This is a genomic window from Streptomyces sp. NPDC050658, assembly GCF_044457025.1.
GTDB lineage: Bacteria > Actinomycetota > Actinomycetes > Streptomycetales > Streptomycetaceae > Streptomyces.
This window is the reverse complement of record NZ_JBITGM010000004.1, coordinates 126,419-143,574: the sequence shown is the minus strand read 5'-3', so window position 1 is coordinate 143,574 and position 17,156 is coordinate 126,419. Positions and strand designations below refer to the sequence as shown.

12 protein-coding genes are annotated in these 17,156 nt (G+C 72.1%); 6 read left to right on the top strand and 6 right to left on the bottom strand.

The genetic code is table 11. The annotated features are described in order from the left end of the window. Nucleotides 1-66: 66 nt before the first annotated feature. Together ACIBKX_RS16240 and ACIBKX_RS16235 are read right to left on the bottom strand one after the other, a co-directional pair. Nucleotides 67-1,104 (bottom strand): tetratricopeptide repeat protein, encoded by a 1,038-nt coding sequence (locus tag ACIBKX_RS16240; protein ID WP_363274589.1) that lies wholly within the window; start codon nt 1,102-1,104, stop codon nt 67-69. A gap of 177 nt (nt 1,105-1,281) precedes the next feature. Beyond that, nucleotides 1,282-2,535: a hypothetical protein gene (locus ACIBKX_RS16235; RefSeq protein ID WP_399375799.1), complete on the bottom strand. Its 1,254-nt coding sequence runs from the start codon at nt 2,533-2,535 to the stop codon at nt 1,282-1,284. Between the two features lie 369 nt (nt 2,536-2,904). Here ACIBKX_RS16235 and ACIBKX_RS16230 point away from each other — a divergent pair, with 369 nt between their 5' ends. Beyond that, nucleotides 2,905-5,133, top strand: coding sequence for an MMPL family transporter (locus ACIBKX_RS16230; protein ID WP_363274591.1), 2,229 nt, complete (start codon nt 2,905-2,907; stop codon nt 5,131-5,133). 599 nt (nt 5,134-5,732) lie between these two features. Then, a complete protein-coding gene (locus ACIBKX_RS16225) occupies nt 5,733-6,368 on the top strand; it encodes a LysE family transporter (RefSeq protein WP_363274592.1) in 636 nt (211 codons plus the stop codon). Here ACIBKX_RS16225 and ACIBKX_RS16220 read toward each other — a convergent pair. Together ACIBKX_RS16220 and ACIBKX_RS16215 are read right to left on the bottom strand one after the other, a co-directional pair. Next, nucleotides 6,365-7,348, bottom strand: coding sequence for a DUF3048 domain-containing protein (locus ACIBKX_RS16220; protein WP_363274593.1), 984 nt, complete (start codon nt 7,346-7,348; stop codon nt 6,365-6,367). The genes ACIBKX_RS16225 and ACIBKX_RS16220 overlap by 4 nt on opposite strands. A 179-nt stretch (nt 7,349-7,527) precedes the next feature. Continuing rightward, nucleotides 7,528-8,670, bottom strand: a complete 1,143-nt coding sequence (locus ACIBKX_RS16215) for a S1 family peptidase (RefSeq protein ID WP_363274594.1) — start codon at nt 8,668-8,670, stop codon at nt 7,528-7,530. Nucleotides 8,671-8,848: 178 nt separating this feature from the next. On the opposite strand from ACIBKX_RS16215, the gene ACIBKX_RS16210 reads away from it, so the two are divergent. Then, nucleotides 8,849-10,810 (top strand): M13-type metalloendopeptidase, encoded by a 1,962-nt coding sequence (locus ACIBKX_RS16210; protein ID WP_363274595.1) that lies wholly within the window; start codon nt 8,849-8,851, stop codon nt 10,808-10,810. Nucleotides 10,811-10,858: 48 nt separating this feature from the next. On the opposite strand, the gene ACIBKX_RS16205 is transcribed toward ACIBKX_RS16210, so the two are convergent. Further along, entirely contained in the window at nt 10,859-12,883 is a 2,025-nt protein-coding gene (locus ACIBKX_RS16205; protein WP_363274596.1) for an NACHT domain-containing protein, read from the bottom strand. A gap of 236 nt (nt 12,884-13,119) precedes the next feature. Here ACIBKX_RS16205 and ACIBKX_RS16200 point away from each other — a divergent pair, with 236 nt between their 5' ends. Continuing rightward, a complete protein-coding gene (locus ACIBKX_RS16200; protein WP_363274597.1) occupies nt 13,120-13,578 on the top strand; it encodes a nuclear transport factor 2 family protein in 459 nt (152 codons plus the stop codon). 31 nt (nt 13,579-13,609) lie between these two features. On the opposite strand, the gene ACIBKX_RS16195 is transcribed toward ACIBKX_RS16200, so the two are convergent. Continuing rightward, the gene (locus ACIBKX_RS16195) at nt 13,610-14,806 is read right to left on the bottom strand and encodes a helix-turn-helix domain-containing protein (protein ID WP_363274598.1); all 1,197 of its coding nucleotides are present in this window, start codon (nt 14,804-14,806) and stop codon (nt 13,610-13,612) included. Between the two features lie 115 nt (nt 14,807-14,921). On the opposite strand from ACIBKX_RS16195, the gene ACIBKX_RS16190 reads away from it, so the two are divergent. Together ACIBKX_RS16190 and ACIBKX_RS16185 are read left to right on the top strand one after the other, a co-directional pair. Next, the gene (locus tag ACIBKX_RS16190) at nt 14,922-16,100 is read left to right on the top strand and encodes a lactate 2-monooxygenase (protein WP_363274600.1); all 1,179 of its coding nucleotides are present in this window, start codon (nt 14,922-14,924) and stop codon (nt 16,098-16,100) included. Beyond that, the gene (locus ACIBKX_RS16185; RefSeq protein ID WP_363274602.1) at nt 16,097-17,074 is read left to right on the top strand and encodes an NAD(P)-dependent oxidoreductase; all 978 of its coding nucleotides are present in this window, start codon (nt 16,097-16,099) and stop codon (nt 17,072-17,074) included. Before ACIBKX_RS16190 ends, ACIBKX_RS16185 begins: the two co-directional genes overlap by 4 nt. The last annotated feature ends 82 nt before the right edge of the window (nt 17,075-17,156 follow it).

The following is a 17,156-nucleotide window of genomic DNA, read 5'->3' as shown; positions in this document are numbered from 1 at the left end:
GCTCCTCGCGGACATCGGCCTGCGTCTCGCTCGGCGTAGGAGCCGGGCCGCCCCCCCGCGCCCTGCTCAGGCCGCGCGCTTCTCGGCCGCCTCCGGCTCCAGCTCCTTGCGGAAGGCTGCGGCCGTCTCGCTCGCGTGGCGTAGTCCGATGCGGGTGAACTCCCGCTCCAGGTCGGCGAGTTCGGCCAGTGTCCTGGTCCGGTCGCGGCCGAGGCGGGCCCGCGACTTGACCAGGCCCAGGCTCGCCAGTGCCGTGCCGCGGGGCTCGTGCATGGCGCGGAACTCGTCGAGAGCGGTGGCGTACATGTCGCGGGCCGCCGCGTAACGTCCGCACCGGTACAGGACGTTGCCGCGCATCTTGTGGTTGTACGCGAGCGCGCTCGCCAGGTCCATCTCGCGGCAGACCGCCTCCGCCTCCGAGAGGAGAGCCAGCGCCTGATCCGTTTCGCCGCGCAGCGACAGTACGTCGGCCACGCCGCGCAGCGACCACGCGCGCCCCCGCGCGTCCTGCGCCTCCGTCGCGATGCGTACGCACTCGGTGAAGAGTTCCAGCGCCTCGGCGTAGTCGCCGGTGTTGCGCCGCATCTGGGCGATGCCCGACATCGCCCACACCATGTGCCGCGCCTCGCCGTGCGCCCGCCCCTGTTCGAGCAGCTGCTCGTGCAGCGCCGCCACCGCCGCGTAATCCCCCTGGATACGGCCCGTCTCGGCGAGCCCGGCCAGCGCGTACCCCTGGGCGAGTCGCTCCCCGCTGTCGGCGGCGAGGGTCACGCCCCACGCCAACAGCCGCCGCGCGAGCCGCAGTCGGCCGCACTGGCGGGCCAGCGTGCCGCCGCTCCACAGCGCCCAGGCCATGGCTCCGCCGTCCCCCGCGGCCCGCGCGCTGCGGTAGCTCTGCCGCCAGGCGGCCCCCGCCTCGTCCACATGCCCGAGGCGCCGGTTGGCCTCGGCCAGGGCGAGTGCGGCGCGCGCCCTCTCCAGCGTGGTGTCCGCCGCGGAGAGGGCACGGTCCGCCGCCGTCCGCACGTCCTCGTAGGACGAGTTCACCCCCAGCGCCGAGCCCAGTTCCCCCTGGTACTCGGGCGCGAATGCCTTGCCGTGCATGGATCAAAGACCTCTCGATCAATTCCGTACGCCGGTCTCCGTACGTTGATCAAGAAGCTACGAGCGTGCGCGGTGCGGCGAATCCCCCCGCGTATGGGTCATTCCGTACGACTCCAGGGCTACGCGTGGGCCCTTGGTCATCATCGGGATGTACGGGGCGGGGTGGGGCCGCGGTCGTCAGCCGGCGTCCGGCGTGACGTCCGAGACATCGGAGTGCGAGACGTCGGAGTGCGGGAGTTCGGAGCGCGGGATGTCGGAGTCCGCGGCTTCCGGGGCCGCGTCGAAGGCCGGCATGTCGTCGAAGACGGCACCGGCCTCGGAGGCCACGGCGGCAGCGGCACTCGTCGAACCCGCGGTCGCCGCCTGCAGCGCCGAGATGCACGCGGCGATCGACTGCTGCAGCTCCTCGAGGCGCAGCAGCATGTCGTCCTCGTAGATGTCGTCGACCTCGGCGTCGTCGAAGGTCAGCTCCTCGAAGACCTTCGTCGCCTTCTGCAGGCTGCTGTAGAACTTCGCGCGGCGCTCCTGCACCCGCAGCTGCGGGTCGCTCTGCACGGTCTGCGCGACCAGGTCCTTCACCGTGTCGTACGCCTCGCGGGCCCACTCGCCGGAGTCCTCGCCGTCGTCCAGCTCGTCGATCAGGGAGAGGTGCCGCTCGGCCTCCTCCTTCAGCTCGGCGGGCGCGTCGATCAGCTGGCCCGCCGGAGTCTTGACCTGCCCCTTGTCGACGATCTGGCGGACGTAGTCGACCCGGTCGCCCGACTTGGCCTCGGCCGCGACCGCCTTCTTCAGGTCATCGTCCCTGACGATGTCGCGGACCAGCTCCGTGCGCAGCGCCGGGTCCTCGTCGAGCCGGTCCATCAGCGCCCGCCGGGCCGCCTCGGCGGTGCCGGGGTCGGCGAGGATCGCGGCCCGCAGCGCGGTCGGGTTCTCGGCGACCTCCAGGGCCTTGGTGGGGCGGATGCCCTCCGCCTCGGCGGCCTCCGTGATCGCGGTGCCACGCGGCGTGAGGGCGCTGGAACGGGACGCGTAGTACGTCAACCAGGCGTCGGCGTCGGGGAGTTCGATGTCGACGCCGGGGCTGAGGGTCTCGAAGTGCGGCACGAGACCGTCGTCGGCGGCCTTGTCCCAGGCCTTGTAGTAGCGCATGACGCGGTCCGCCGAGCAGCCGGCGAGCTCGCTGAACTGCTTCGCCGAGATCTTCGGCGTCTCGTCGGCGTCCTGCTCCTGGGGGCTCTGGCCACCGGGCCGCACACTGCGCGCGACCTTCAGGGCGAAGCCCCAGCCGCCGGTCCGCGCGTAGGCGCCGAACTCGCGGGCGTCCCGGGCCACCGGGTCGGGCACGTCGGCCGCGGCGACAGCGGGTGCGTCTGCCGCGGGGACCCCGGCGGACGGATCTGCTGCTTCGGACGGCGCGATGGCAAGAGTCACGGAAGGTTCTCCTGGATGGTGATGACAACTATCTGAGCGCTGACTCGACACCTTATCGCCTCTATTGAGGTGGTATGAGGGCGAGTTGTTGCCGCTCGAACCACTGTCCACCTCGGTGGAGGCGGGGCTTCCGGCGACGGGCGCTCCTCGGGGGGCCTACACGTACTGATCACATCTCCTCCCCGAGGATGACTCTGTGCATTGGGCACTACAGCGGCCGTGGGCCGATAGTCCGACTCAGAGTCGGACTCCCGGGACGGATCGGGACCGGAACATTGAGGGGAAACCTGCTGACCGCCCTGACGTGCACCGATGCGACGCCGGGGAGAGTCGCCCTGCCTGCCAAACCCGACGGGAGTCCCTTTCGCCGTGGCTACGTTCCTCTACAAACTAGGCCGCCTCGCCTTCCGGCGACGCCGTTATGTGGCACTGATGTGGGTGGTGCTGCTCGCCGGCGTCGGCTTCTCCGCGTCCGCCGCACCCGCACCGCCCGAAGACTCCTTCTCCATGCCGGGGACGGAGTCCCAGAAGGCCTTCGACCTTCTCGACGAGAAGTTCCCGGCCGCCAGTGCCGAGGGCGCCACGGCCCGAGTCGTCATCCGCGCCCCCGAGGGCGAGAAGCTGACCGATGCCGGGCCCAAGTCCGACGTCGAGAAGCTGGTCAAGACGCTGGGCGCAGGTCCGCAGGTCTCCGGGGTCGCCGACCCGTACAAGGCGAACGCCGTCAGCAAGGACGGCACCACCGCGTACGCGTCGGTCACGTACAAGGTCAACGCCCAGGAGCTCACCGACAAGGCGCGCGACGCGCTCACCAAGGCCACCGACGACGCCCGTGACACGGGCTTCACCGTCGAGACCGGCGGTGACGCCGTGATGGCCGAGCAGGAGATGGGCGGCTCCGCCGAGCTCATCGGCATCGCGGTCTCCGCGGTCGTCCTGGTGATCACCTTCGGCTCGATGGTCGCCGCGGGCATGCCGCTCCTGACCGCCATCATCGGTGTGGGCATCGGCGTCTCCGGCATCGCGGCGCTCGGCAGCGTCCTCGACCTGTCGGCCACCACGTCGACGCTCGCGATGATGATCGGCCTCGCCGTCGGCATCGACTACGCCCTCTTCATCGTCTCCCGCTACCGCGCGGAGATCGCCGACGGCCGCGAACCGGAGGAGGCCGCGGGCCGCGCCACCGGCACCGCGGGGTCCGCCGTGGTGTTCGCCGGACTTACCGTCATCGTCGCGCTGTCCGGCCTCGCGATCGTCAACATCCCGATCCTCACCAAGATGGGCCTGGCCGCGGCCGGCACCGTCGCGATCGCCGTCCTCATCGCGCTCACCATGATCCCCGCGCTGCTCGGCTTCGCGGGCCGCAAGGTGCTGCGCCGCAAGGACCGCAAGAAGCCCGTCAGCGAACTGCGCGACGCGAACGCCAAGCCGAAGCTCGGCACCCGCTGGGCCCGCTTCGTGCTGCGCCGCCCGCTGCCGGTGCTGCTGCTCGCGGTGGTCGGCCTCGGCACCGCCGCCGTACCGATGGCGAGCCTGGAGCTGGGCCTGCCGGACGAGGGTTCGTCCGCGCCGGACACCACACAGCGCAAGGCGTACGACATGCTGTCCGAGTCCTTCGGCGCGGGCTTCAACGGCCCGCTGATGGTCACTGTCGACACCGACAAGGGCGCCGGCGCGGGGGCCGCCGCAGCCACGGTCGGCAAGGAGATCGGCAAGATCGACGGGGTCGCCGCCGTCGCGCCCGCCCAGGCCAACAAGAGCGACGACACCGCGATCTTCAACGTCGTACCGAAGACCGGCCCGAGCGACCACAAGACCGAAGAGGTCGTCAAGACGATCCGCTCGACCGTCGACGGACTCGGCGACAAGACCGGCTCCGAGGTCCTGGTCACCGGCGCGACCGCGATGACCATCGACTTCTCGCAGACCCTGGACGACGCGCTGCTTCCCTACCTGGGACTCGTCGTCGGCCTGGCCTTCCTCCTCCTGATGCTGGTCTTCCGCTCGGTCCTGGTGCCGCTCAAGGCGGCGCTCGGCTTCCTCCTCTCGGTGGCAGCGGCGCTCGGCGCGGTCGTCGCGGTCTTCCAGTGGGGCTGGCTCGCCGACATCGTGGGCGTGGACCAGCCGGGCCCGATCATGAGCATGATGCCGATCTTCATGATCGGCGTGGTGTTCGGCCTGGCCATGGACTACGAGGTCTTCCTCGTGACACGGATGCGTGAGGCGTACGTCCACGGGGCGCGGCCCGGCGAGGCCGTCGTCACCGGCTTCACGCACGGCGGGCGGGTCGTCGCCGCCGCGGCGGTCATCATGATCAGCGTCTTCTCCGGCTTCATCATGGAGAACGACGACATGATCAAGATGATGGGCTTCGGTCTGGCCATCGCCGTCCTGTTCGACGCGTTCGTCGTCCGCATGGCGATCGTCCCCGCCGTCCTCGCCCTCCTGGGCAAGTCGGCGTGGTGGCTCCCGAAGTGGCTCAACTGGCTGCTGCCCAACGTCGACGTGGAGGGCGAGAAGCTGCACAAGCAGCTCGGCGACGTCCCGTCGACGCCGCACCAGGACCGCGACCGCGAACTGGAGTCCGTACGAGGCTGAGCCCCTGACACTCCGCCGCTCCGTCGCTCGGTGAGGAGCGCATCCCCGTCGGCCCGGTGACCGCATACGGTCACCGGGCCGACGCCTGTTCGGCCGTAGATCATGCGCTGCACTCTTCGGCGCCGGCAGACTCAGGCTTCGAGGCGGAGCCAGCTGTCGCCGGTGCGGAGCCACAGCAGGCCGTCGCGACCCTGGCCGCAGCGCATGACCACCCGTCCGGGCACGCGGACCTTGCGCCGCTCGGTCACCCTCCAGTTGTCACCGTCCGACATTCACCGGCCGACGGGGTGACGCGCGTCAGGAACGTGCCTCCGCGCCTGCCCGCGACGAGGATGCGGGACTCGGGGAGAAGCGCGATCTTTGGATGTTGATGGTCGACACCACACCCCCCGAACGTAACGCTGAGGAGGAGGAGTTCATGGTGCCGGAACCGGCGCCCCTCGATCTCATTAATCCCTTGCCCGTCTCCCACGCCCCACCCAGAATCTCCGCATGACCACGACCACGAAAACCGCCGCCCTGCCGCTGACCGCCACCGCCCGTCCGGTGCGCGTCCAGCAGCAGCCCGGCCGTCCGCGAAGGCCCGTGCTCGCGAACCTGTGATCGAGGCCCTGGTCGCGGGCGCCCTCGCCGGATATGGCATCGCCATGCCGGTCGGGGCCGTCGGGACCTATCTCGTGGCCCTCACCGCGCGGACATCCCTGCGGACCGGCGCCTGCGCCGCGCTGGGCATCGCCACCGCCGACGGTCTCTACGCCCTGATCGCGATGGTCGGCGGCAGCTCGCTCACCCAGCTCCTGCGGCCGGTGATGGATCCGCTGCGCTGGGCATCGGCCGTGGTGCTCGTCGCGCTCGCGGTGCAGGGCGGCACCAAGGCCGTACGACAGCACCGCGCGCGCCGGTCGGCGGACGGGGCCGGGCGCGAACCGGCACCCGTCAGCCCCGCGCGGGCCTACCTCAGCCTGGTCGGCATCACCCTGCTGAACCCCGTCACCGTCATCTACTTCGCGGCCCTCGTCCTCGGCAGCAAGGCGGGCAGTACCCCCGGCGAGTGGGAGCAGACCGCGTTCGTCCTTGCCGCCTTCACCGCCTCCGCCAGCTGGCAGCTGCTGCTCGCGGGCGGCGGGGCCCTCCTCGGCCGGGTCCTCACCGGCGGCCGGGGCAGGCTGTGGACCGCGCTGGCCGCCAGTGCGGTGACCGGCGCGCTCGCCGTCCACCTCCTGATGAACGGCTAGCGGTCCGCGTAGACCATCCAGACCTGGCCGCGCGCGAAGGGCATCCGGGAGCCGTCGGGGCGCGTGAACGTCGTGCCGCCGGTGGCGCTGGACCGCTTCCAACGGGTCTGGTACGCCTTGCCGCCCCGCAGGACGGTGGCCCGACCGCTGCCCACCGTCTTGATGTACGGGGTCGCCGCGCCGTTCACGTCCTTGTAGCGGGACGGCGGCATGTGCACGTACTGGATGACGATCGTCTTCGCCCCGAGGCGCGCCCCCGAGGTGCTGCGGGCCGGCGCCCCGTCGAAGGACGCCAGCCAGCGGCCCTGCCGGGGCGACCAGCGGAAGGCGTGGCTCGCCGAGGCGTAGCGGACCGTCCGTACCGTCGTGCGGTCGCCGCCCGCCGGAGCCGGGCCGAAGCGGAAGCCGATGTCGGCGGGCCGGCTGGCGTTCGGCGCCGAACGGAGCACGGCCTTGGGGCGTACGAAGAGATTGTGCGGGGCGGGGCGGCCGTAGCTGCGGAAGTACGCACCCGGAAGGCGGCCGTGCGGCCGGATGTACAGCGGCGACTTGCGCAGCACCTTGGCGAGCGAACTGCGCACCCCGGAGTAGGCGAGCGCCGGGCGGCCGAACTGCCGCAGCAGCTCGATGTCCGACTCCCGCGCGCTGCGCACCGGCCCCAGGGACTTCGGCAGGCGGCTGGAGTACACGCCCATCAGCCGGCTCATCCCGCCCTCGACCTTCTCCACGTACACGATGTCCGCCTGCGCGAGACCGGTGTGCGGCCGGGCCATCCGGGCGTTGTCGAACTTCACCGCGAGCACCGGACCCTGACGTCCCGCCAGGCCCGTGAAGGGGGAGCGGGCGGGCGGCGGCGCGCTGTCCCGCGCCGTGGCGTTCTCCGGTGCGGCGCCCAGGGTGAGCGCGCCCACGGCGGCCAGGGCGAGGAGTCTCGTGCCGATGCGGGTGCGGCGTCTGCCGCCGCCCGGGCTTGCTGTCATAGCGGCTCTCCGTTCGTCCACGGCGCGGTGGCCCGCGGATCGTTCGTACGTGGATGTGGCAGCCGCAGTCCTTCCTCCCCGCCCGTCCCGGTGAACCCCGTTAGGGCCATCCAGCCGTCAGGACTCACCGAGGGGGTGTACGCGCCGGCCCCTCCCGGACCGGCGCGGTCACGCATCCGTCAGGCCGTGTGCAGGGTCAGCCCGTACCGCGAGAGGATCTCGTTGACCGGCTGGTGCCAGGTCTCGCCGCCGCCGCTGCAGTTGCCCCAGCCGCCCGACGTGACGCCCTGGGCCTGGTCGCCGCTGATGAACGAGCCGCCGGAGTCGCCCGGTTCGGCGCAGACGCTGGTCTTGGTCATCTGGTGGACGGCGCCCTGGCTGTAGTTGACCGTCTCGTTCTTGGCGAGGACGGTGCCGCAGTGCCAGTGCGTGGTGGAGCCGGAGCGGCAGATCGACGCGCCCACCGGGGCCTCGGCCGAACCGCGCACCAACTGGTCGGGGACGGTGCCCCAGCCGAGCACCACCGGCACGGTCCACCAGCCGTTGCCCACGCTGACGTACGCGTAGTCGTCGCCGGGGAACGAGGAGCCCCGGAAGCTGCCGATGTCCGAGCCGTCCCAGCCGCGCACCCCGGCCCCGGCCTGCCCGCAGTGGCCCGCGGTGACGAAGCCGCCGTGCACGGAGAAGCCGATGGAGCAGCGGACGTTGCCGGTGTAGTAGGGGTCGCCGCCGACGGTGCCCGCGGCGAAGGTGGTGGGCGCGGCGCCGACCGTGTCGACCTGGACGGGGCCCGCCCGCCGGGCCCGCTCGACGAACCGTCGGACATCGTTGTCGCCCTGCCGGCCCGCGACGACGTTCACCACGACCTTGTTGCCGCGCGGCGCGACATGCCAACTGCTCACGCCGGAGGGCGCGTCCAGGCGGTCGATGCGTGCCTTGGCGGCGTCCAGCGTCTTCGCGCTGTGCCGCACGACGCGGACGGCCGCGCCGGTCTCCCGCAGGGCGGAGACCTTCCCGGCGCTGGTCGTCGCGACGGTGAGCCTGCCGCTGGCCGCGTCGAACCAGGATCCGCCGTACGTCGATCCGGCCGCCCGGCGGGCCTCGCGGTCGACGCGGATCGCCGTCTTCTCGGCGGCGAGCCGCTCGCGTGCCTCGCCCGCGGTGAGCCCGAGGTCGTCCTGCAGGGCGCCGAGCATGCCGGCCGACGCTGGCGGCGCGGGCTTGGGTGCCGCGTCGGCGGCGGGGGCGAGCGCGATGCCCGCCCAGGATCCGACCAGGAGTAAGGAGGAGAGTCCGGCGCGGGTCGCGGTTCTGCGTCTCATGGGGGGTGCCCTTCTGTCGTCCGGATTCGCGGTCCGGGGTGAGAGCGCTCTCAGACGGGATTCATGCGGAGCATATGAGGGGGTCATGGTCATGTCCATACCAAGCGAAGCGGCTCGGTCGGAGGCCGGTGCCAGAAGCCGATCGTGCCGGAGGCGGTGATCCGCGTAGGGTGCGTGGATGAGCATGCTGGATGACGCCCGCGCGGGCATGAACCCCGAGATCCGACCGCAGGACGACCTGTTCGGCCACGTCAACGGTGAGTGGCTGGAGAACGAGCCGATCCCCGACGACCGCTCCAGCTGGGGCCCCTTCGTGCAGCTGGTCGACACGGCCGAGGAACAAGTGAAGGTGATCATCCAGGAGCTCGCTTCGGCCGCCTCGGCCGACGAAGGCTCCGATGACGCGCACAAGATCGCCACCTTGTACGCCTCGTTCATGGACGAGGAGACCATCGCCGCCCGCGGGCTCGCCCCCGCGCAGCCCCTCATCGACGAGGTCGCGGGCCTGCGGGACACCCGTGAGCTGGCGGCCTTCCTCGGGCGCTTCGAGCGCGTCGGCGGCTCCGGACTCTTCGGCACGTACATCGACTCCGACGACCGCGACTCGGACCGCTACCTCTTCAACGTCCTCCAGGGCGGACTCGGGCTGCCCGACGAGTCGTACTACCGCGAGGACAAGTTCGCCGACGTCCGCGAGAAGTACCTCGCCCACCTCACCGAGCTGCTCACGCTGGGCGGGCACGCCGCGCCCGCCGACGCCGCGCGGACGGTCCTCGCGCTGGAGACCCGCCTCGCGGCCGGGCACTGGGAGCGGGCCGAGACCCGTGACGTACAGAAGACCTACAACCTCACCACCCTCGACGAACTGACCGCGCTCGCCCCGGAGTTCGACTGGCGCGGCTACGCGGCGGGCCTCGGCGGCTCGGACGCCACCATCGCCGAGACCTGCGTCCGCCAGCCCTCCTACCTGAGCCATCTGTCCACGGCCCTCGCCGAGGTACCCGTCGAGCAGTGGCGTGACTGGGCGCTGACCCGCGTGCTGCGCGCCAGCGCGCCCTACCTCACGGACGACTTCGTCCGGAACAACTTCGAGTTCTACGGCCGCACCCTCAACGGCACGCCCGAGCTGCGCGCCCGGTGGAAGCGGGCCGTCGCGTTCGTCGAGGGCTCCATCGGCGAGGCCGTCGGCAAGGAGTACGTGGCGCGGCACTTCCCGCCGTCCTCCAAGGCGATGATGGACGAACTGGTGGCCAACCTCCTTGAGGCCTACCGCCAGTCGATCGCCCGCCTCGACTGGATGACGGACGCGACGAAGGAGCGCGCGTACGAGAAGCTCGCCACGTTCCGGCCCAAGATCGGCTACCCGGACACCTTCCGCGACTACTCGGCCCTCCAGGTCTGTGCCGACGACCTGCTCGGCAACGCGCACGCGGCGGCCGCGTTCGAGTCCGACCGGGAGCTCGCCAAGATCGGCTCACCGGTCGCCCGCGACGAGTGGTTCATGCTGCCGCAGACGGTCAACGCGTACTACAACCCGGGCACCAACGAGATCTGCTTCCCCGCGGGCATCCTGCAGAAGCCGTTCTTCTCGCCCGACGCCGACCCGGCGGAGAACTACGGCGGCATCGGCTCGGTCATCGGCCACGAGATCGGGCACGGCTTCGACGACCAGGGCGCGCAGTACGACGGCGCGGGCAACCTCAACGACTGGTGGACCGCCGACGACAAGACCGCGTTCGAGGCGAAGTCCAAGGCGCTGATCAAGCAGTACGACGGATTCTCGCCCCGCAATCTGCCCGGCGAGTTCGTCAACGGCTCCCTGACGGTCGGCGAGAACATCGGTGACCTGGGCGGCCTGACGATCGGTCACACGGCGTACCTCATCGCGCTGGCCGGGGCGCCCGTGCCCACGGCCGACGGCACGACCGGCTCCCAGCGGCTCTTCATGAACTGGGCCTACTGCTGGCGCACCAAGCGGCGCAAGGAGCAGGAGCAGCAGTACCTCACCATCGACCCGCACTCGCCGCCGGAGTTCCGCGCCAACATCGTGCGCAACCTCGACGAGTTCCACGAGGCGTTCGGGACGGCGGAGGGCGACGGGCTCTGGCTGGACCACACGGAGCGCGTACGTATCTGGTGAGCTGCCCGTAGGACCGGGGTTGCCGGCCGCGCCGGCCGGCACCCCCGCTCACGGCGGCTGCGGAGTGCGCAGCAGCCAGGCCCGCAGTTCGTGGTGGCGGAACTGGTAGGCGTTGCCCGACACCCGCAGCAGCCCCGCGTCGTACGCCCAGTCCAGGAATCGCATCAGGCGCCACGGCAGCCGTCCGCGGATCCGCGCGCACAGCACGAAGACGAGGTAGCGGCGGCTGGCCTCGCTCCACCAGACCATGCCGCAGGCGACGCCGCCGACGGTTCCCGCGCCCAGGCCGATCGCGTAGTCGCCGCTGCCGTAGCCGACGACCGTACCGAAGCAGACCGCGAAGAGCGCCGAGTACGTCAGCGCCGAGTTGAGGTCGTCGCGCAGCAGCTGCCGGGGATGCGTCTTGCGGCGCGGCTCGTGGTCCCTGCTGGCCGCGGTGAACTGCGAGACCAGGTTGAGGACGAGGCCCGCCGTGAGCACCGCGATCACCACGGCCACCAGCCCGGACGCCACCCACTGCACGATCGATATCGCGAGGACAAGCACCGCCGCGCCCCGCAGCCGGTGCAGCAGCAACTGCCGTTCGTGCCGCGTGTGCAGCCGGCGCAGCTTGCCGCCGGGGGAGAGCGAGATCCGGCCCCGGCCCGCGCGGGCGAGCAGTACCAGGACCAGCCCCACGAAGGCGGCGGCCGTCGGCACGTCGCGGGGATCGAGCCGGGAGTCCGTCCGCACGAGCAGGGCCGCGGCGCCGCTGAGGATGACGAGCGAGGTGAGCAGCGCGTCGGCGATCCGCACCGTCCAGGCCCCGGCGAGCGGCCACAACTGGTGCGGTACGAGGCCGGCCTGGGCCGTCGCCGCGGCCTGCCGCTCGCTGTGCAGGGCCAGTTGACGCAGCCATCGGTGCACCTGCTCGGGGCGGTAGGGTCCCGACGCGCGCGGGTGCAGGCGCACTGCGGCCGGGATGTACCTGCCGAGCAACTCCTTGTCGAGGGAGACCTGGTCGTGGTGGCGCAGCAGTTCATCGGGGTCGCCCGCATCGGCGTACGCGGTCGCGGCCAGGGTCAGCCGCCACGGCGTGGACATCGCGCGGGTCAGGAAGCCCGCGGGCCCCGAGGCCTCGGTGAGGGTGCGCAGGACGGTGCCCCAGCGGTCCGGGCGGTGTGCCGAGCGGGCCTCCAGATAGGCGCGGGCGTCGGTGACCGTGACCGGCTGGATCTCGATGCGCACCGCGTCCGGCACACCGCGGTTGACCCGCTCCAGACGCTCGTACCAGTCGGTCCGGCAGGTCACGACCAGGGGCAGGCCCCGGGTGCCGTTCTGGTATGCGTCGAGCCGCTCGACGGCCGCCGCCGCGCGGGACGCGGTGACGTCGGTGTGCGGGTGGAGGGCGTCGTCCATCTCGTCGAGCCCGTCCAGGACCGGCAGGATCCTGCGCTGGGCGACCAGGTCGCGGGCCACCCGCGGCTCCCGGTCGTAGTCCTGTACGAGGCGCTGCACCAGCCAGTCCTCGAAGTCGACCTGCGGGTTCCACCCGGAGAGCGAGAGCCGCACCGGGACCGGCTCCCGGCCGCCGTCGCGGGTCAGCGCGAGCAGCAGGGCGAGCGCGAGGACCGTCTTCCCGGCGCCCGGAGCGCCGGTGATCACCAGGCGGCGGTCGTCGATGGCGCGGTAGTCGTCCGCGACCTTGGAGAGGCGGCACGCCAGGTCCTGCGGCGGCCGCGGACCGCGGGCTCCGGTGGCCGCGACGGCATAGGTCAGGTCGATGAACACCCGGTCACCGCCCAGGAGTTGGCGCCACTGGCGGCCCTCGGTGGCGTGCACCCGGTGCAGCAGCCGCTCGGCCGCCTGCGCGGGGTCGGGCTCCTGTCCCGCCCGGTGCCGCAGCGCGGCGACGGCCGCGACCAGGCTGATCAGCCCGACGACCAGCCCGACGACCCCCGCGGTGTCCTGGGGCGCGAGACCGCCCCGCGCGACGACGCTCGCCGCCCACACGATCGCCCCGACCACCAGGACGGCACCGGCGACCATGAGGGCGAGCCACAGCCGGCGATGACTGCTTCCCCCGTACTCCATGCTGTGTCGGCGTCCCCCGTGCGGATCGTGTCCCGATGGTCGTGGCATCCCGATGGCCGTGGCATCGCGCCGAGCGTCCGGAGCCGCACGAACAGCCTTGCACAGGCGGTGGGTTGGGGCCACCGGCCTGGCGCGGCACCGCCGCCGCGTGTCACGTTTCGCGGCGTCGGAACGTCGGTCTGGTGGGGTGCCCCACCGGGCACCCAGGCCACACCCCGACGTGAGAGGGCCAACCGATGAGCGACCTTGAGACCATCGTCGACCGCTTCGAGATCGAGGCGCTGCGCGGCGAGTTCACCGACGCGCTGATGATGCGCGACTACGACCGCTTCGCCTCGCTCTTCACGGAGGACGGCGTCTGGCGGATCCCCGGCGGCGGCATCGAGTTCGCGGGCCGGGCGGACATCCGCGCCGGGATCGAGCGACTGCAGGCCAACTGGGCCTACTTCGTGCAGGTCACGCACGCGGGGACGATCCGCGTGGAGAACGGCAGGGCGGTCGGCCGTGCGTACATGGCGGAGCTCGGCACCTTCCATGAAGGCGGCTCGCACACCAACTACGCCATCTACCACGACTGTTACCGCAGCACTCCCGAAGGCTGGCGGTTCACGGAGCGCGTCTACGAGGTCCTCTACGTCGACACCACGACGCTCGCGGGTTCGGGCTCCCGTGCCGAACAGCGGCCGCAGCTCTAGGTGTTGGTCCGTGCCAGGTGCCGGGCGAGCTCTACGTGCTGGTTCGCCCGCCGAGGACGACGGTCCGGGCGATGTCCAGGGTGAGGCGCTGCCAGGGGTCTCGGGGATCGCGGTCCGTGAGGGCGTGGACGCGGCGCAGGCGGTAGCGCACGGACTGCGGGTGGAGGTGGAGCGCGCGGGCGGCCGCGTTGGCGGACCCGGTGTCGATGTACGCGGTCAGCGCCTCCAGGAGATGGTGCTGGGAGCGGTCGACGAGCGGCCCGAGGACGAGGCGTCCGACGCGGTCGGGGCTGGCCACGGGGTGGCCCGCGAGCAGCGCGAGGACATGGGCGTCGGCGTCGGTCAGGACCCGGTCGGGGCGGTGGGCGTGCGGGGGAGCGGAGTCCAGCGCGTCGGCGGCCAGACGGTGCGCGACCGCGACCCGGTCCAGGCTCTCGCCGGACACCGCGCAGCCGCGCAGGGCCTGCCCCCGCAGGACGTCCGGCGCGGCGTCGGCGGCAGCGGCGGGCAGCAGCAGTACGGCGCGCGAACCGTGCGTGGTCGCCAGTGACGTCTCGCGCGGACCGTCGCCGCCGAGCGCGGCGAGCAGCGCGGCGGACGTGTGCAGCGAGAGGTCGGTGGGGCCCTCCGGCTGCGTGCCGTTCGCGGGTTCGGCGACCAACAGGCAGTAGCTCTCCGGCAGTTGGATGCCGAGGCGGTTCGCCCGGTCGGTGAGTGCGCCGAGCGACGCGTGGCGTCCCGCGATGAGGTCGTCGAGCAGCAGCCGCAGCGAGCGGTCGCGGTCACCCGTGAGGCGTTCACTGGTGTCCGCGTACGCGGCGGTCATCTCCTCCGAGAGGGTGTCCATCGCGGTGAGCAGCAGCCGCGTGAGGGCGAAGGCGTCCTTCGTGGAGAGCTGCGGGGCGCGCGCCGCGACCTCATCGGCGAGCACCGCCGCCGCGACCCGGTAGGCGCGCAGGACGGACTGCAAGGGGCGGCCGTCCGCCGCCCGCGCCGCCGCGATCCCCCGGAAGCGCCGCAGATCCGCCTCGTCGATCGCGCCGCCCGTCACCCAGTGGCCGAGCAGCCGGTCGTTCGCCCAGGCCGCGATGGCCCGCACCTCGGGGAACCGGCTGCCGTCGAGCGCCGTATAGGCGGGAACCCGCGCGTGCACCGCGTCGACGACGGCCTCGACAAGCCGGGTGTCGGCAAGCAGCTCCTGCCGGACGCGTTCGCGCTTGTTTGTCACAGGGTGATAGTGCCATCGGAAAAGGGTGCGTACGACCATGGACGGCGCTTGTCACAGTGGCAAGGATCGACGGACAGACAGTGCAGTCTCACGGACAGCGGACGGGACCTACCACATGACGCCTTCGCCGCACTGGGCGGATTTCCAGTACGAGATCTACCTCAACGGCATGACGGGAGCCGTACCCCGGCTGCCCACCGACCTGACCCGCCTGGAGGAGCTGACCGAGCAGCGGCTCGGTCCGGGCCCGGTGGGCTATGTCGCGGGCAGCGCGGGGAACGGCAGCACGGCCCGCGCCAACCGTCAGGCCCTGGAGCGGCGCCGGATCGTGCCGCGCATGCTGCGTGACGTACACGAACGCGATCTCTCCGTGGAGGTGCTCGGCCACCGGCTGCCCGCGCCGCTCGCCCTCGCGCCGGTGGGTGTCCTCTCGATCATGCACCCGGAGGGCGAGTCCGCCGCCGCCCGCGCCGCCGCGGCCCGCGGCGTCCCGTACATCCTGTCCTCGGCGTCCAGCACGCCGATGGAGCAGGTAGCCGGGGAGATGGGCGACGCACAGCGCTGGTTCCAGCTGTACTGGGCGAAGGACCGTGACGTCACCAAGAGCTTCCTGGACCGGGCCAAGGCGGCCGGGTTCACGGCGCTGTTCGTCACCCTCGACACCCCGCTGCTCGCCTGGCGGCCGCGCGACCTCGACCAGGCGTATCTGCCCTTCCTGCACGGCGTGGGCACCGCCAACTACTTCACGGACCCGGCGTTCCAGGCGGGCCTGGCCAAGCCGGTGCACGAGGACCCGAACGCGGCGGTGATGCACTTCGTCGGCATGTTCTCGGACCCCGGAAAGACCTGGCCCGACCTGGAGTTCCTGCGGGAGAACTGGGACGGCCCGATCGTCCTGAAGGGAATCCTGCACCCGGACGACGCGCGCCGCGCCGCCGACGCGGGCATGGACGGAGTGGTGGTCTCCAACCACGGCGGCCGCCAGGTCGCGGGCTCCGTCGCCGCAGCCGACGCGCTGCCCCGCGTGGCGGAGGCGGTCGGCGACCGGCTCACCGTGCTGTTCGACAGCGGGATCCGCACCGGCGACGACATCGTCAAGGCGCTCGCCCTCGGCGCCGACTCCGTGCTCGTGGGACGGCCGTACGTCTACGGCCTCGGCCTCGACGGCCAGGCCGGAGTCGACCACGTGATCCGCTGCCTGCTCGCCGAACTCGACCTCACGCTGGCCCTGTCCGGCCACGCCGGGCCTTCCACGCTCACCCCCGACGACCTGATCGAGGAGACGACCCCATGACCGCCGTGAAGAACGTCCTCGCCGTCATCCCGCCGCACGTGGGCGGCCGCGCCACGGGAACCGCGCTCGCCGGACTGCTGCCCACGTCGGCGGAGGTCACCGTCGTCGAGACGGCCGACGAGGACCCCGCGGCGCTGCGCGAGGCACACATCATCGTGACCGGGCTGGGGCCCGTGACCGCCGAGCACATCGCGGCGGCCCCCGGCCTGGAGGTCGTCCAGTGCGCGAGCCACGGCTTCGACCACGTCGACCTCGACGCGGCCCGCGCGCACTCCGTCACCGTCTGCTCGGTCGGCTCCAGCGGCGCAGAGAAGCAGAACGTCGCCGAGCAGACCTTCGCCCTGATGCTGGCCCTGGCCAAGCAGCTGATCCCGGCGCACACGGCCCTCACCGAGGCCGACTGGGCGCTGCCCCGGCTCCAGCAGTCCATCACCGAGCTGTCCGGCAAGACCCTGGGCATCGTCGGGCTCGGTCACATCGGCGAGGAAGTCGCCCGCCGCGCCGTGGTGTTCGACATGAACATCGTGTACGCGGGTCCGCGCCCGGTCGCCGCCGAGACGGCGGCGCGCCTCGGCGGCGCCCGCCACGTCGGCCTCGATGAACTCCTGCGTACGTCCGACTACGTCACCCTGCACGCCCCGCTGACCGACGACACACGTCATCTCCTGGACGCCGAACGCCTGGCGCTCCTGAAGCCGACGGCGTTCGTCGTGAACACGGCCCGCGGCGCGCTGATCGACCAGGACGCGCTCGCCGACGCGCTCACGGCGGGCACCCTCGCCGGGGCGGGCATCGACGTCTTCGACCCGGAGCCGCCGACCGCCGCCCTGCGGCTCCTGAAGGCGCCGAACGTGGTGCTCTCGCCGCATGTCGCGGGCGTCACCCGCGAGACCCTCGTACGGATCGGCCTGGCCGCGATCCAGAACATCGCCGGGTATCTGGAGGGCAAGCCGCCGGCCGACGTGGTGTCCTGACGGCACATCAGCAATCGCCGGGCGGCGGCGCTCCGGGAGCCGGGCGCCGCCACCGGGTGCTGTCACCAGGCGGGGGAACGAT